This window comes from Actinacidiphila glaucinigra (assembly GCF_900188405.1).
Taxonomy (GTDB): domain Bacteria; phylum Actinomycetota; class Actinomycetes; order Streptomycetales; family Streptomycetaceae; genus Actinacidiphila; species Actinacidiphila glaucinigra.
Window position 1 is genome coordinate 44140 of sequence record NZ_FZOF01000040.1, and the last position, 14530, is coordinate 58669.

The 14530-nt window shown below is 67.1% G+C and carries 12 protein-coding genes and 4 pseudogenes; 5 read left to right on the plus strand and 11 right to left on the minus strand.

Features of this window, described 5'->3' with window-relative positions; translation table 11 throughout:
* Positions 1-400 precede the first annotated feature (400 nt).
* A pseudogene (locus tag CHF15_RS46210) lies at positions 401-619 on the plus strand (transposase); the annotation flags it as partial.
* Between the two features lie 467 nt (positions 620-1086).
* Here CHF15_RS46210 and CHF15_RS46215 read toward each other — a convergent pair.
* Positions 1087-1293 (minus strand): annotated as a pseudogene (locus tag CHF15_RS46215) (RNA polymerase sigma factor SigF); the annotation flags it as partial.
* Between the two features lie 399 nt (positions 1294-1692).
* Positions 1693-2184, minus strand: a complete 492-nt coding sequence (locus CHF15_RS40550) for a DUF6328 family protein (RefSeq protein WP_089228954.1) — start codon at positions 2182-2184, stop codon at positions 1693-1695.
* Between the two features lie 261 nt (positions 2185-2445).
* On the opposite strand from CHF15_RS40550, the gene CHF15_RS40555 reads away from it, so the two are divergent.
* The gene (locus CHF15_RS40555; RefSeq protein ID WP_089228955.1) at positions 2446-3051 is read left to right on the plus strand and encodes a flavodoxin family protein; all 606 of its coding nucleotides are present in this window, start codon (positions 2446-2448) and stop codon (positions 3049-3051) included.
* 9 nt (positions 3052-3060) lie between these two features.
* On the opposite strand, the gene CHF15_RS40560 is transcribed toward CHF15_RS40555, so the two are convergent.
* The 5 genes from CHF15_RS40560 to CHF15_RS40580 all read right to left on the minus strand — a co-directional run bounded on the left by CHF15_RS40560 (position 3061) and on the right by CHF15_RS40580 (position 7631).
* On the minus strand, positions 3061-4251 hold the full coding sequence (locus tag CHF15_RS40560; RefSeq protein WP_089228956.1) for a zinc-dependent alcohol dehydrogenase: 1191 nt from the start codon (positions 4249-4251) through the stop codon (positions 3061-3063).
* A gap of 407 nt (positions 4252-4658) precedes the next feature.
* Positions 4659-4901, minus strand: coding sequence for an acyl carrier protein (locus CHF15_RS40565; RefSeq protein WP_089228957.1), 243 nt, complete (start codon positions 4899-4901; stop codon positions 4659-4661).
* A 288-nt stretch (positions 4902-5189) separates the two neighbouring features.
* Positions 5190-5645, minus strand: a complete 456-nt coding sequence (locus tag CHF15_RS40570) for an HD domain-containing protein (RefSeq protein WP_089228958.1) — start codon at positions 5643-5645, stop codon at positions 5190-5192.
* 658 nt (positions 5646-6303) lie between these two features.
* On the minus strand, positions 6304-6744 hold the full coding sequence (locus CHF15_RS40575; RefSeq protein WP_089228972.1) for a CBS domain-containing protein: 441 nt from the start codon (positions 6742-6744) through the stop codon (positions 6304-6306).
* A 281-nt stretch (positions 6745-7025) separates the two neighbouring features.
* A complete protein-coding gene (locus CHF15_RS40580; RefSeq protein ID WP_089228959.1) occupies positions 7026-7631 on the minus strand; it encodes a hypothetical protein in 606 nt (201 codons plus the stop codon).
* Between the two features lie 421 nt (positions 7632-8052).
* Here CHF15_RS40580 and CHF15_RS40585 point away from each other — a divergent pair, with 421 nt between their 5' ends.
* Entirely contained in the window at positions 8053-8568 is a 516-nt protein-coding gene (locus CHF15_RS40585; protein ID WP_089228960.1) for a TspO/MBR family protein, read from the plus strand.
* A gap of 71 nt (positions 8569-8639) precedes the next feature.
* On the opposite strand, the gene CHF15_RS40590 is transcribed toward CHF15_RS40585, so the two are convergent.
* Positions 8640-9650, minus strand: coding sequence for an SRPBCC family protein (locus CHF15_RS40590; protein WP_089228961.1), 1011 nt, complete (start codon positions 9648-9650; stop codon positions 8640-8642).
* Positions 9651-9654: 4 nt separating this feature from the next.
* Positions 9655-10341 (minus strand): histone protein, encoded by a 687-nt coding sequence (locus CHF15_RS45330; RefSeq protein ID WP_089228962.1) that lies wholly within the window; start codon positions 10339-10341, stop codon positions 9655-9657.
* Positions 10342-11054: 713 nt separating this feature from the next.
* On the opposite strand from CHF15_RS45330, the gene ku reads away from it, so the two are divergent.
* The gene (gene ku / locus CHF15_RS40600) at positions 11055-11825 is read left to right on the plus strand and encodes a non-homologous end joining protein Ku (protein WP_089228963.1); all 771 of its coding nucleotides are present in this window, start codon (positions 11055-11057) and stop codon (positions 11823-11825) included.
* 185 nt (positions 11826-12010) lie between these two features.
* On the opposite strand, the gene CHF15_RS40605 is transcribed toward ku, so the two are convergent.
* Positions 12011-13201, minus strand: a complete 1191-nt coding sequence (locus CHF15_RS40605) for an IS701 family transposase (RefSeq protein ID WP_089228964.1) — start codon at positions 13199-13201, stop codon at positions 12011-12013.
* A gap of 98 nt (positions 13202-13299) precedes the next feature.
* Between CHF15_RS40605 and CHF15_RS40610 the strand changes: the two are divergent.
* Positions 13300-14186 (plus strand): annotated as a pseudogene (locus CHF15_RS40610) (IS5 family transposase).
* 15 nt (positions 14187-14201) lie between these two features.
* Here CHF15_RS40610 and CHF15_RS45550 read toward each other — a convergent pair.
* A pseudogene (locus CHF15_RS45550) lies at positions 14202-14530 on the minus strand (hypothetical protein); the annotation flags it as partial.

The following is a 14530-nucleotide window of genomic DNA, read 5'->3' on the forward strand; positions in this document are numbered from 1 at the left end:
CGGCGTTGCATGCGTGCAGCGTCGACCGCAACGCGACCGCCTGCTCGGCGGTCGGCAGCAGCTTGGCTTGCACGACAATCTTCACGCCCACGACCAGTACCGTATTCGGCCGGACTGACAATCGCCGCCGTTGACAGCCGACTTGAGGCGCAGCGAGGCCTGGGCGTTTCACGCCCAAGCGTTCAGGACCCGATTCCTCCCGGGGCTGAAAGACTTTGTTGGCGGATTCGGTGAGTGTGCTTGGTGATGTTGCTTGTGCGGGCAGTCTGGTGGGGGTTCGTTCCGTCTCGCGGGGAGGCAAGGAGGGGCGGCGATGTCGTTGCGCCCTGTGCCTTTTCCGTTCGTCCCGGAGGCCACCGCGCGGGTGGCTCGTGCTGCGTTCCGTAAGGGTTGTCTGGCCATGCGGATCCGGGATGAACTCGGTCCGCTGTTCGAGGACGAGCAGTTCGCTCGGGCGTTTCCGCGCCGGGGTGGTCCGGCGTGGCCGCCGGGGCAGTTGGCGCTGGTGAGCGTGCTGCAGTTCGCGGAGGGACTGACGGACCGGCAGGCTGCCGACGCGGTCCGCGGGCGGATCGACGTCAAGTACGCGCTCGGCCTGGAACTGGAGGATCCCGGGTTCGACTTCTCCGTGCTCAGTGAGTTCCGGGACCGGCTGATCGCGCACGGTCTGGAAGAACTGGTCCTGGATCGGCTGCTGGAACGGGTTGGCGCGCTGGGGCTGTTGCGGGCGGGCGGCCGCCAGCGGACCGACTCCACACACGTGCTGGCCGCGGTGCGGATGCTGAACCGGATGGAGTTCGTCGGTGAGACCCTGCGCGCCGCCCTGGAGACGCTGGCCGTCGCGGCGCCCGGCTGGCTGCGGCAGATCGCCGCGCCGCAGTGGTTCGAACGTTACGGCAAACGCATCGACTCTTTCCGCTTCCCCAAAGGGACCGACGCCCGTCAGCGGTGGGCGCTGGCGGTGGGAGAGGACGGATTCGCACTGCTTCAGGCCGTCGACGCACCCGATGCTCCGGCCTGGCTGCGGGAGGTCGAGGCGGTGCAGGTCCTGCGTGTTGCGTGGGTGCAGCAATACCACCGTGACGAGATCAGCGTGTTTCTGGCGTACTGGTATTCGCGAGTCCCTTCCTCCAGCCCGCCTAGCCTGGCGAAGAAATCTTTCGACAATTTCCTGGCGTCCCTTGGGGCCACCCTCGTCGCGTCGTCCAGTGCCGGAAGGCCGTCCTTACAGCGGCGCGGGGCTTGCGCTACGGCTCGTGGGGCCGTTCGGGTCCTCCGGACGAACGTCGCCATGTGCCCCGCCCTCTCTGCCAGCCTTGCCTAGCGGACGCCTTCCGGCTACCCCGGGGCGCCTGCCCCAAGCCGGCGCCCGCGGTCAACGGCGATTGTCGGCCGCGCTTCGCCCAGGCACATCCGTTGCGGCTGGCTTTGATGGCAGGCCCGTGCCTGGGGGGCTGAAGGTAAGCAGCCCGCGGGTGCCCAGTTCCCGCACGACGCGGAGCAGCACGTTGCTGAAGTCCAGGTCGTGTCCCCATGCCGTTTGCGGGGCTGGAGCGACTTCTACGGGGGAGACGTCCCGTGGTCGCGGGACGCGCGGAGTCGGCCTGTCGAATTCTTCATCGCACTCCCGCGATATCGGCATCCCGCACTGTGGATTGATACGGCAATCGGGTGGGCGCGGACCGAAACCGATCAGTCCTGGGTGAAGCGGGATCGGGCCCACAGGGGCAGTACGAACCAGCAGAGCAGGCACCAGGCGAGGACCAGCGCGACCAGGTAGGGCACGAACGGGTCGTGGGTGGCTACCCGCAGGACCAGGAGCAGGGCGGAGGTCATGGTGGCCAGCAGAAGGACGAGCCCTGCGAAGGTGAGGCGCGAGGCCCACTGCACGGTCTCCGGCTTGATGCGGCGCCCGGCGACGATGCGGTGGAAGGAGACCGGTCCGACCAGTGCCCCGGTGGCGGAGGCGCCCAGTACGACCGTGAGGATGTAGATGATCTGGTCGGTCTGCTCGAGTTGCGGGTAGCGCGGCGTGAAGACGACGGTCAGCAGGAAACCGAAAAGGATCTGGACGCCCGTCTGAGCGACCCGCACCTCCTGGATGAGTTCACCCCACTGGCGGTCGGCGCACTCTTCCCGGGTCTCGTCGCGGCCTTCTCGGCGACCGGTGCCGTCACCAGGCATGCCGTCCTCACGTCGATCCGTGGTCCTTTCCCCTCGTTTACCCCGACAAAGTGCACGCTTCCCCGTTCGGGGCTGGCAGGCGCTGGGATAGCGGTGTGTTTCCACCAGGCCACCGTGGGCGGCCGAACCCTGGCTGGCGGGCTACAGCCGGCCCGCTGATAGGCCGCGCGGGCGATTCGGCGCACGCCCGGCACTGACCGGGAGAGTGAGTCGTCCGCCTTCGCGGGGATGCCCAGCCGCATCGGAGGTAGGTAGAGCCGCATGAAAGCGCTCGTCATCAACTGCACCGTCAAACCGTCGCCGCAGCCGTCCAACACCTACGCCCTGACGAAGGTGGTGGCGGACCAGCTTGCGGCCTACGGCGTGGATATCGACTGCGTCCGCGCGGTGGACCTCGACATCAAGCCGGGCGTGACCAGCGACGAGGGCAGCGGGGACGCGTGGCCCGGAATCCACGAGAAGCTGCTGTCCTCGGAGATCCTTATCGTCGCCTCCCCCACGTGGCTGGGCAGGCCCTCGTCGGTCGCCCAGCGCGTGCTGGAGCGCATGGACGCCATGATGTCCGAGACGGACGACCGTGGCCGCCCGGTCGCCTACAACCGAGTGGCCGGGGTGGTGGTGACCGGCAACGAGGACGGCGCACACCACGTCATCAGCGAGATCTCCGGGGCCCTCGGCGACATCGGCTACGCCATCCCGGGCCAGGCCTGGACGTACTGGCACCTCGGGCCGGGGGCCGGCCCCGACTACCTCGACGACGAACGCGGCCACGACTGGTCCCACAGGACGGGCCGCGCCATGGCCGCGAACCTGTACGGCGTGGCCCGGGCCCTGGCGGCCACGCCCCTGGACGCGCCGCCTGGGTGACCTCAGGCGTCAAGGAATCATGAGGACCTTGATGGCGCCGTCGGCCTTCTTCTGGAACATGTCGTAGGCCTGCGGGGCCTGCTCAAGGGGGACGTGGTGCGTGGCGAAGCTGTCCACGCCGAGCGGGTCCTCGTCGGTCAGCAGGGGGAGGATCTCGTCGCTCCAGCGCCGGACGTTCGCCTGGCCCATGCGCAGCTGGATCTGCTTGTCGAACAGGGTCAGCATCGGCATGGGGTCGGTCATGCCGCCGTAGACGCCGCTGACCGAGATCGTGCCGCCTCGGCGCACCATGTCGATGGCCAGGTGCAGGGCCCCGAGGCGGTCGACGCCCGCGGTCTGCATCAGCTTGGCTGCCCACGCACGCGGGAGCAGGCCGGCGGACTGCTGGACGAGCTTGCCGACGTTGCTGCCGTGCGCCTCGGTGCCCACGGCGTCGATGACGGCGTCCGGGCCGCGGCCGTCGGTGGCGTCCCGGACGGCCTTCACGAGTTCGTCCTGGTCCTGGTACTCGTCGAGGCTGAACACTTGGGCACCGTCGCGGCGCGCCCGGGTCAGCCGCTCCGGTACGTGGTCGATGCCGATGACCTTGCCCGCGCCCAGGTGACGCGCGACGCGGCAGCACATGTCGCCTATCGGTCCCAGACCCAGGACGGCCACGCTGCCGTCCTCGGGGACGTCGGCGTACTTCACCGCCTGCCAGGCCGTGGGCAGGACGTCGGAGAGGTAGACGAACCGGTCGTCGGCCGGGCCGTCCGGAACCTTGATCGGCCCGAACTGCGCCTGCGGGACACGCAGGTACTCGGCCTGAGCGCCGGGGACGCTTCCGTACAGCTTGGTGTAGCCGAAGAGTTCCGCACCGCTCCCGTACTCGGTGACCTGCGTCGTCTCGCACTGCGTCGGGAGCCCCTCGCGGCACATGTAGCAGGTGCCGCAGGCGATCTGGAACGGGACCACGACACGGTCACCGGGTGCGAGGTTGTCCACTTCGGAGCCGACTTCCTCGACGATGCCCATGGGCTCGTGCCCGAGGATGTCGCCGGGCGTCATGAACGGGGCGAGGACCTCGTAGAGGTGCAGGTCCGATCCGCACAGGCCGGTGGACGTGATGCGCACCAGGGCGTCGGTCGGCTCTTCTATCCGGGGGTCGGGCACGGTGTCGACCCGTACGTCGTGCTTGCCGTGCCACACGGTGGCCCGCATGATCGATCACTTCCTCGCGGTTGCCCTTCGCGGCAGGACCATCGGGTACCCGTGCCCACGCCGGCGAACCGCTGCGTGCCGCATTCAGATCCATAACGGCCCCAAACGGCCGCCTCTTGGATGGGGCGCTGGTGGGGCTGGGGGGCTCGTGAGTGTTTGGCCTGGACGGTCAGCCTCGACATCTGCGCTCTCCCTGGTTACCAGCTCGGCACGCGGCCCTCTGCGGCCAGCGGATGTGAAGCCCCGCCGTGGCGGCGAGGACAGCCATGCGAGCACCGAGAGGCGCAACAGCTCGAGGGCCGTCGCTGGTGCCGACCGTCGGTTGCTCCTCCCGGGGAGGTAGCGGAGGGGTCGGCCCCCACAACATCGTGGCGGCCGATCCCGGGAACCTGTCCTGATTTGTTCGATCAGGAGGCGGCTGGCCCGATGTCGCCCTTCTCTGCCAGTTCCGTGAGGAAATCGTGACACCGTGCAGCACGCTCGGAGTCCTCGCGCATCACGTCTTGGAAGAAGTCCGCGATCTCGGTCTCTCCGGCGTTCTTGGCGTCCCGGACGTACTGTCCGTAGTCGTGTCCGGCCTTCAGTGAGTGGTACTGGACCGACACGAGGTCGTACGCGACGTCCTTGAATCCTGTCTCACCTGTCGCCATGGTTCTCCTCCGTTGTCGTGAGGACGTCCCACACGCCTGCCCATGCAACAACAGGACAAACAGCCCAGAAGGTCGCCGGCCAGCTGACATGCTGGGCAGCAACCAAAGGCTCGGCGGCCTTGTAGAACTCCGCTTCCGGGGTCCCCAGGGGCCTGCCGCAACTGGGCCTGGACGGCGTCGCTATCGGGTGGCTCGAAGCCCGTCCGAAGCAGCGTGCCCACCCACTCGTGTACGGCATCATCGAACGGTTCGCGCCGGAGGCGGCGGAGCGAGGCGCCCTCGTTGGAGTTACACGTCGCCCGCTGTCAGGCCGAGCAGCCGCCTCAGCCTCGCGTACTTCTCTTTGAGCTGGCGCCGAGTCGGTTCGTCGATCAGGGCGAGCCGGTCAGGGTCAGCGTTATGCGCTAGGTCGGCTTCCTTGATGAGGCGAGCGCCCGGCACGGCGAGGATCCGCCGCACATATGACTCGTCGCTTTCCCCTGGTCGCTTGGTCATGGCGTCGACCAAGTCCTTCACATACTGGGGAAGCTCCGCGGAGACAAGCCACTCGCTTGAGAGCTTCTCATCTTCGATCGTGTCATGCAGCCAAGCGGCGGCAATCTGCTCCTCGGAGCCGCCCCGCTCCCTCACTCCATCGACCACGGCCTGGACGTGCTCCACGTAGGGCCGTCCCGACTTGTCCGTCTGGTCCGCGTGGGCTGCGCGGGCGATCCCCTCGATTTGCACGAGCGTAAGATCCGCCATACGTACAACTCTACGAGGACCGGGCGAGGGGTGTCCGAAGGAGCACTGCCCCGTCCAATCTCCCGCACAATGAGCGCGTGGACTTGAAACGCGTCGAGAGGCCGGGGCGGACTGCACCGCGGGCGGCGTAGCGTGCAAGGTGTTCGTCCGGCTGGTTGTGTGAGTGAACCACGAGGCGCGGGGCCCAGCCGGACCGCCCGTAAGTACCAGGGAACGGGCTGGGCGGGCACCGCCCCCGAGAGCCGAGGCGGACTGCTCGTCGCCCCCCTGGATCAGAACGCGGCCCCACTCCTTAGTGATCCCCCTTGGAGCGGGGCCGTCTCGCGCGTGTCGATGGCAGTTCGCTCTGCGCCCGGACCCTCACGGTGGAGGCGTCGAGTCAGCGGCACCGGTGGCACGTCCGGGCCGGGAGAACGCTGTCGACTGCTGCCGCCGGTGTGCTGACAGCAACCGGCGGCGGTGGTCGGCCCGACGAATGGTTCGCGCTGGAGCGGTCGATCCCGGGCCGAGACGCCCACTCCATAGGAGTGGGCCTTCCTTCACGCGCTACCTGGGCGCGCCGGCCACTGCTCGTCGAAGACAATTGCACGACTGTTTGAGCCTTCCGGCAGGGGCGGCGTCCTGCCCTTTGTGGGCGAGGGAGCAGCCCGCCACCGGATCAGGGGTTGACGTACACCCGGGTCACGAATTCCGCGATCTGGGTGTCCGTCAGATTGCGCGCGAGGTCGGCTTCGCTGATCATGCCGACCAGTTGGTGACCGTGCTCAGTGTCGATGACTGGCAGGCGCTTGATCTGATGCTGTTCCATCAACTGCAGCGCCTCGTCGGCACCGGCGCTCGCGTCGATCCATTGCAGGTTTCCGGCGAGGGTTCCCGCCTGTACCGTTGCCGGGTCGATGCCCTCTGCGTCGCATTGGACGACTATGTCGCGGTCGGTGATCAGGCCCGTGAGCCTGTTGTCGTCCCCGCAGATGGGCAGGCATCCGACGTTCAGGTCGCGCATCATTCTTGCCGCTTCCTGAAGCGATTGGTGCGCGCCGACGCACTGAACTCCGCCGGACATGATGTCCCTGGCCGTGAGCTGGTCGTTGCCCGTCATGCTTTTCTCCCCTGCGATTCTGACCGTCGGGTCCGGTTGACAGCGGACGCCCGTGAGGCTGGTCAGAGCCATCTCGTCAATCGTTTGGTGCTTTCTGCCGTGGCTCCAAGACCTGCTGCGACCTGCCATCAACGCGAGGCGCGCGGTACGAAGTCACCCTTCTCTCCAGGATCGGGTTCGTCTCTACGGCTCGCATCTTCACGGCTCGCGCTTCGGGAGATCGCCGGGGATGCTACCGCAAGAGGCACGCGATGCATCCCGTCGCGGGACATGCTCAGGGCCTACCTCGACGAGCGCATCAGGTGCCAATCCGGGGTAGCAGGCAAATGAGGAGCGATTGATAGGGCCCTTTGCCACATGCCCTGAACCTGCTGGGAGGGGCGCTGCTGCTCGTTGTGGACAGCGTTGAGGATCAGCAGCCCTCCTGTCAGAGCCGGTACTGCCCACTGCATGATCGCCAGATGCCGCTGCGCTTTGTCGGTTTCGATCGGGTGCTTGGCCGCCTTCTCCGCGTCTTCGAAACGAGTGGAGGAGGCGAGTTCCAGTTTCTTGCCCAGGACGCGGCTGTAGGCCGTGGCAGCCAGTGCCGCTCCGGTCAAAACGGTTTTGGCCAGGGTGGAGGCGGCGACACCCTGCTGGGCCACGACACGGGCGGCATTGACCGCGAGCAAGCCACTGCTGCCGACGAGGTGGGCGCCGATCGCCGTGGCACTCACCGGGCTCCATTTGGACCAGCCGGAAGCGGCGATCCGGGTGGTCGATTCCCACGTAGTGCCCTCTGCCCGAGCCGCACCGTTCAGCCCGACCGCGCCCATCAGGGAACCACCGAACCAAGCGGCAAGGCCCAAATCATGCAGGCTGCGCAGCACGGTATTACGTTCGGGCATCGCTCGACTCCTCGGTGAAGACGCAGGGCTGGACTCGGAAGGCCGGCCGGTGTCTCCCACCGTCCCTGCAGGAGATCTCTCCTGCCATTCCGGCTGGTACGAACGGGCCACGAGCGCGAGCGATCCATACGGCTGGCGGACTCATGGGACACACACCGTGGCCGATTTGGCCAAGTTACGGTGGCGGTCTCCCGGACGAGCGGTTTCATTGTGATGTGGTCCCGTGTCCGTTCGAAGGCGAAGGGTGTAGGCGTCTGTGCCTGCGGCAAACGAGCTTTGCCCGCTGGCCACACCGGCGGCAGTGATGACGGCTCCTGGCCTAAGGTGCACGGACGGAACCTCGCGCGGTGGGCTACGGGGAGGCGGGCGACCACGTAGGTACTGGGCTGGCGTAAGGGCCGCAGCGGCCGCTTGGGAAAGGATGGTTGGCGTGAGGCTGATCAGCGAACGTGGCGGGCAGGCGCGGCTTTCGTGGCAGCCCTACGCCGGCGCTGCGGCAGCAGTCACGGCAGCTGCCGCCGTAGGGAGTGCGGCAACGGATTCCCGGAGCACGTGGTACCGACGGCTGTCCAAGCCCCGGTGGCAGCCACCACCGAGGGCGTTTGGCGCCGCGTGGACACCTCTTTACGCGAGCCTCGCCTGGTCAGTGGGTCGAGCTTGGAGCCAGGCCGATGACGGGGACCGCAGCAAACTGGCAAGCGTCCTGGCGGTGAACCTTTCTCTAAACGCCGCCTGGAGTTGGCTGTTCTTCGCTGCCCGCAGCCCACGTGCCGGGTTGGCTGCAACTGCACTACTCAATGCCAGCAACCTGCACCTCATTCGTCGCGTATCACGTTGCGACCCGTGGGCGGCCACCGCACTCTTGCCCTACGCGGCATGGTGCTCGTTTGCTACGGCGCTCAACGCCAGGATCGCGCAACTTAACCCGCGCAGCTGAAACCGCACGAAGCGTCTCGGGCCACATGAGGGCAGAGAAGCGTCACCGTTGCGGCCGTACTTGCCGGGCCCTTACGCGCTTTGCTCTTCGTCCTCCTCGCCTTCGTCTTCCTCTGGGTGTTCCTCGGCCTCCTCGGCGTACGCGCCTTCCTCCTCGTACTCGTCCCCTTCCCCTTCGGGGTACTCGTCCTCTTCTTCCTCGTACTCGTCCTCTTCTTCGTACTCGTCGGGCTCCTCTGAGCCTTCCTCTTCGGCAGCCTGCTCCTCTTCCTCTATGGCGTCCTCGTGGCTGCGGGCCACTTCACCGTCGCGAATTTCGCCGCGCCAGCCGTCCGGTTCCTCGTCAGTGAGGGTCACGTAACGCTGGAAATGCTTGAAATCGAGGCGCAAACGCCGCCCTTGAGCGCGCCAGATGTTGCCGGTCTTTTCGAAGAAGCCGGACGGGTAGTACTCGACCACGAGCACGATGCGAGTGAGGCTGGGTGCCAGTTCGTGGAAGCTGACACAGCCACGCGTGGTGCCCTTGGCGCCCTCCGAGCTCCACACGATGCGTTCGTCCGGAACCTGCTCTTGCGTCGTGGCCTTCCACCCGCGGGTCGACGGACCCACCTTGACCTTCCAGTCGCTGTCAATGTCCTTGCCCCGTGATGCACTGCGGACGCCCTTGGTGAAGCTGCTGAACTTCTCATACTGAGTCCAGTGGTCGTAAGCGAAGCGCAGCGGGACACCGACGTCCATCACTTCGATGATGTTCATGACCTTGGTGGTGCCGCCCTTACGGCCCTTGCCGCTTCCGCCTCCGAATACCCCCTTGACCTTGTTGACGACGTTGTCTTTGACGCTTTTCGCTTTCTCGCCGATCAACGTCTTGGCAGGTGAATCACCCTGGAGTATCCGCAGACCCGCCTTGGGGAGCACACCGCCGCTGTCAGCTACACCCTGAAGCCCGCTGGTGACGTCGCCAAGTTTGTCGCTGGTCTTGTCCGCCAGGTTTCCTACCTGCGCTCCCATGAAGCTTGTAAACGCGCCGCGCAACTGGTCCAGGCCCGAGGCCTGCCCGTTGTCTCGTGTCGTGCTGGCCATGGGCCTACCTCCGCCGTGTGGATGTCTTCCTCGCCGCTGTCTTCTTGGCGGCGGTCTTCCTCGCCGGAGCGGAGGGCTTCTTCGCTGGGACCGTCTTCTTGGCCGCTGTCTTCTTGGCTGGCGCCGAGCGGGGAGCTGCTTTCGTGGGCCGGCGCGTGGCCCGCCGACCGCGCGCCTCGTCGTCGCGGCTCGCGTCCTGCTTCCGGACTGCCCGGCGTCGCCTCGGCTCTGGCTCCTCTGGCTCCTCTTCTTCCGGCTCTGCCGCATCCCCCGAAGGTTCCTCTTCCTCCCCGGGCTCCTCCTCTTCTTCGGGCTCGAATTCCTCTTCGTAGTCGTCCTCGGGTTCCTCCTCCTCTTCTTCCGGCTCCTCTTCCTTGCTCTTGCCTATGCGTTCTGTGCGTGCGTGGAGGGAGTCGGCCAGCTCAGAGAGCTTGCGGTCGGCTACCGCGCCCATCGCCTGACGTCCGGCCTTCAGGGCCTCGCCGCGTAGCTGTTCGCTGAGTTCTTCGATCTGAGGAAGTTCACGCAGCCTCTTCGCCCCTTCCGCCAGCAACTGTTGGGGTTCAAGGCCGAACCGGCGTCCAGCCAGGTAGGTAGCCATGGTGAAGGCCAGTCGCCCCTTCTTCGTCCGGCCCAGGATGTAGCCTCCCGCGACCGCGACGGCGATGGCGAGTTTGGGTACGTCACTCATCAGGTTTCCCTTCGAGGGTTACGAAGCTGATGTGCCGACCGGCGCACGCCGCCGCCGAGAAGGCAAAGGCTCGCTCGCAAAGGCGGAGCGCCTGAAGAGGCAGCGGGCAGGGGCCACGCTGGGTCGTCTCCACTCTTTTCAGTCTGGTCGGAGGCGTCGGCCAGCGCACGCGGAGGGCGGAACGCCTCCGGGCCACCGCAACACGTTGGTATGAGGCCGAAGCGAGCGGTTCGCCTTGCCAGGAACACGCGTCCTGATGGCGCTACGCCGGGGCCGGTGCGCTGGCCACTCGAGGGAGTGAGCGGCGCCGTCCGGGGTTGGCTGGGTCGACCCCTCACCATCGAGCCGAACGTCGGCGCTATTGGCGTGATGCGGTGGAGGTGCCGTCCTGGCCACCCGGGGACGGTGCCGAGCCGGTCGCGGTCACCGAGGCGTACCCGGAGCGCAACCAACCACCCCAGGGCCAGCCCGCAAATCGCTAGGATCCCGTACCCGGGCCATGCGACGGAGCGCCGCGAGTACCCGGTCGAACGGGTCGCTCTCCGCCGAACCCTCTGGTCGGCCCTGCACCCTCTGGTCGGCCCGATGGGCGCCGCGCGCCTGGTTCGATGGGCACCGCGCAACGAGCTGCCGCCAGCGTTTAGGGCCCGCACGATCACCGGCCCGGAGCAGCTGCTCGCGCGGTGAACCGCCCCGGCCTTCACGCTGTCGGTATGCGCGCGATCTGGACCGGCTACGTGACCTTCGGCCTGGTCAGCCTGCCTGTCCATCTCTACTCGGCGACCGACGAGCACGGCACCGGATTCCACCAGGTTCACGCGCCCGATGGCTCCAGGATCAAGCACCGAAGGGTCTGTGAGAGCGAGGACGTCGAGGTCCCGCAGTCGGAGATCGCCCGTGGCTGGGAGCGTCCGGACGGCCGCACCGTTGTGCTCCTCGATGAGGACCTGGCCGCGCTCCCCCTCCCGACGAAGCGCACCATGGACGTCTTGGGCTTCGTCGACGAGCGCGACGTCGACCCGGTGCTCTATGCCAAGCCCTACTGGGTCGGGGCCGCCGGCGAGCAGGGACAGCGGCCGTACGCGCTGCTGGTGGAGGCGCTGGCCCGGCGCGGGCGGGTGGCGGTCGCGAAGGTCACCTTGCGCACCCGGGAGCGGCTGGCGGTGCTGAGGCCGCGCCACGGGATGCTCGTGCTTCACACGCTGCTGTGGCCGGAGGAGATCCGGGAGCCCGGTGACCTGTCCTCGCCGGCGCCGGTGACGGAGCGGGAGCTGGAGCTCGCCGAGTTGCTGATGAACCAGCTCGCCGGCGTGGAGATCGCCGGCCTGCACGATGAGTACGCGGCGGCGCTGGAGCAGCTCGCGGTGGCGAAGATGACCGGCGGCGAGGTCGAGGAGCTGGAGGAGCCGGTACCGGCCGTGGACCTGATGGCGGCATTGGAGGCCAGCATCCGCACTGCGAGCAAGGCGCGTTCAGATGAGTGAGGGGTCAACGCCCGCTCACTAGTACTGCAACGGTCTTTGTCGTGACGGGTGGGCAGCTTCAGGCGGTATGTGGCCGCGTCGTTTGTAGTGGCTGGTGCGGGCTTGGTGTTGTCGTCGGCGTCGCCAGTGTGACCAGTGCAGGACGTGGTCGATGGAGTGTGGTCTGCGGTGAGTGAGTCGGGTGATCAGGCGTCTGAGCTCGGGGAGGCTGAGCGGGACGAGGTCGGAGGATCCGTTTCTGCTTTCCCGGCATCCAGCTCGCGGGCTCGCAGGACGGTCAGGCAGGCGTGGGCGGCCATGGCCAAGGTGATGTGGCGGTGCCAGCCGTCGTAGCGGCGGACCTGGTAGTCATCGAGGCCGCACTCACCTTTCGAGGTCTGGAAGCACTCCTCGATGGCCCACCGGGCCCCGGCGACGTGGATCAGCTCGTCGAGCGTGGTGCCGGCCGGGCAGTAGGCGATGTAGTAGGAGATTTCCTGCGGGCGGCTCACGCTGCGGCGGGCGATGACCCAGTGCCGGCGGTCCTCGCGGTGCCAGGGACGGACCTCCACTCGGGCCCAGTCGAAAACACGCGGTCCGTGAGCGCCGGCGCCGCACGAGCGGCGTTTCCACTTCTGCCTGGGCAGACCGTTGAACAGGTCGTGGACGGGGTGGTCCATGGCCCAGCGGGAGACGACGGTGTCATGGCGGGTGGTGGCCATGACGTGGAAGACATCGGCCTGTTCAAGTTCCGTGCGCCAGCTCTTGCTGAAGCCGTAGGCGGCGTCCGCGGTCACCCATCGGAACGGGACCTTGTCGGTAATCGCCCGGCGGACCATGGCCTTTGCCGTTGCCACCTTCGTCTCGAAGGCCACCTCATCGGTGATGCCGGCCTGGCGGCATCGCTCACGGTCGTCGGTCCACGACGTCGGCAGATACAGCTTGCGGTCGATCAGCGTGCGGCCGCGGTCGGTGGCATAGCCGAGGAAGACCCCGACCTGGCAGTTCTCCGTGCGTCCGGCGGTGCCGGAGTACTGCCGCTGCACTCCGGCCGACCGCACGCCCTTCTTCAGGAAGCCGGTGTCGTCCACGATCAGCACCGCGTCGGGGTCACCGAGATGCTCCACGACGTAGTCCCGCACGTCATCGAGGACCTCGTCGGCGTCCCACCCGATCCGGTTGAGCAGCCGGTGGATGCGGTCCGGAGCCGCGTGACCGGCCTGTTCAGCCAACGTCCAGCCGTTCTTCCGCTCCAGCGGAGCTATCAGCCCCTGCATATAGGCCAGCGCAGATTCACGCGGCTCCGACCTTGCGAACCGGTGCACAAACCGCTCATGCAACTCTGACAGGCCCAACGACCACCGGCTCGCATCAGCCGGCACCACATCCCACCCCATGCCCACTCAACGAGCCCACTGCCCACCCGTCACGACAAAGACCGTTGCAGTACTAGGAGCTGTCCGGTCGATCATGTGACTGGCTCGCTCCTGACTCGTTGGTCGGGGTATGGGGGCGTGATCAGCGTGGTGACTTGTCGGATGTCGAGTGGGAACGGCTCTGGCCGTTCCTGCCGGTGAGCAATGGTCGTTGTGGCCGATGGCGAGACCATCGGCAGGTAATCGACGGGATTCTGCACCGAGTGCGGACCGGTGTGCAGTGGCGCGACCTTCTCGAGCGGTTCGGGCCCTGGAAGACGGTCTACGAGCGCCACCGGCTGTGGTCCGCAGACGGCACCTGGGAACATCTGCTGCAGCAGATCCAAGCCGCAGCCGACGCCGCGGGTGACGTGGACTGGGACGTCTCGGTCGACTCAACGAGCGTGCGCGCTCATCAGCATGCCGCCGGCGCCCGCAACGACCCGCCACCTACCACGGCCGCTCCAAAGGGGGGACGACGCGGCGGAACACCTGGCCGAACCTCCGTGGCAGAGCCTGGTCGGCCGACTGGCGGAGGGGGTTCAGCAGGTGAGGCACTGGGCCGCTCGCGAGGTGGCTTCACCAGCAAGATCCACCTGAGCGCCGACGGTCGCTGCCGCCCGCTGTCCCTGCTCATCACTGCCGGCCAGCGGAGTGACAGCCCCCAGTTCCGACCGCTGACAAGGCCTACAGCAACCGGCCGTGTCGGGAGTACCTGCGACGCCGGGGCATCCCGCACACGATCCCGGAGAAGGCCGACAGCCGGGCCGCCCGCCTGCGAAGGGGCGCACACGGCGGCCGGCCACCGGGGTTCGACGAGGACCGCTACAAGAAGCGCAACACCGTCGAACGAGCCATCAACAGGCTCAAGAACCACCGAGCAGTGGCCACCCGCTATGACAAGCGTGGCTACGTTTTCCTCGGCACCATCACGGCGGCAAGCCTCGTCATCTGGCTCCACACATGACCGACCGGAGAGTTCCTAGGAGCTCACCTCAACCGGTGCGTTGTTGTGAGCGACCATCAGCTGAGCCATCCTGTGCAACCGAGTCCATACGTGCACGCTGTCATGTTCAGCCAGTTCGGGAAGGACCCTTTCAATCTCGTCAGAGATGAACCTCACGGTCGCCATCCCCCGCTCGTGGAGGGAGCCGCCATTGGTGATCCACGTGTACGTGCAGCCCTCCATCCTGGTGTAAATCGACACTAGATCGACGCCCGCCACCGCAAGGCTGTTCCACCTGCCGTCCCACGGCTCATCCAGCAAGCACGCAACCACGGCTACAGGGTCTTCAGCAGCATCCATACCCA

What these genes read in the sequence shown, in the direction of transcription:
- CHF15_RS40550 (WP_089228954.1), bottom strand. Translation starts at nt 2,184, where the DNA reads ATGCCTGGTGACGGCACCGGTCGCCGAGAAGGCCGCGACGAGACCCGG.
- CHF15_RS40555 (WP_089228955.1), top strand. Translation starts at nt 2,446, where the DNA reads ATGAAAGCGCTCGTCATCAACTGCACCGTCAAACCGTCGCCGCAGCCG.
- CHF15_RS40560 (WP_089228956.1), bottom strand. Translation starts at nt 4,251, where the DNA reads ATGCGGGCCACCGTGTGGCACGGCAAGCACGACGTACGGGTCGACACC.
- CHF15_RS40565 (WP_089228957.1), bottom strand. Translation starts at nt 4,901, where the DNA reads ATGGCGACAGGTGAGACAGGATTCAAGGACGTCGCGTACGACCTCGTG.
- CHF15_RS40570 (WP_089228958.1), bottom strand. Translation starts at nt 5,645, where the DNA reads ATGGCGGATCTTACGCTCGTGCAAATCGAGGGGATCGCCCGCGCAGCC.
- CHF15_RS40575 (WP_089228972.1), bottom strand. Translation starts at nt 6,744, where the DNA reads ATGACGGGCAACGACCAGCTCACGGCCAGGGACATCATGTCCGGCGGA.
- CHF15_RS40580 (WP_089228959.1), bottom strand. Translation starts at nt 7,631, where the DNA reads ATGCCCGAACGTAATACCGTGCTGCGCAGCCTGCATGATTTGGGCCTT.
- CHF15_RS40585 (WP_089228960.1), top strand. Translation starts at nt 8,053, where the DNA reads ATGGTTGGCGTGAGGCTGATCAGCGAACGTGGCGGGCAGGCGCGGCTT.
- CHF15_RS40590 (WP_089228961.1), bottom strand. Translation starts at nt 9,650, where the DNA reads ATGGCCAGCACGACACGAGACAACGGGCAGGCCTCGGGCCTGGACCAG.
- CHF15_RS45330 (WP_089228962.1), bottom strand. Translation starts at nt 10,341, where the DNA reads ATGAGTGACGTACCCAAACTCGCCATCGCCGTCGCGGTCGCGGGAGGC.
- ku (WP_089228963.1), top strand. Translation starts at nt 11,055, where the DNA reads ATGCGCGCGATCTGGACCGGCTACGTGACCTTCGGCCTGGTCAGCCTG.
- CHF15_RS40605 (WP_089228964.1), bottom strand. Translation starts at nt 13,201, where the DNA reads ATGGGGTGGGATGTGGTGCCGGCTGATGCGAGCCGGTGGTCGTTGGGC.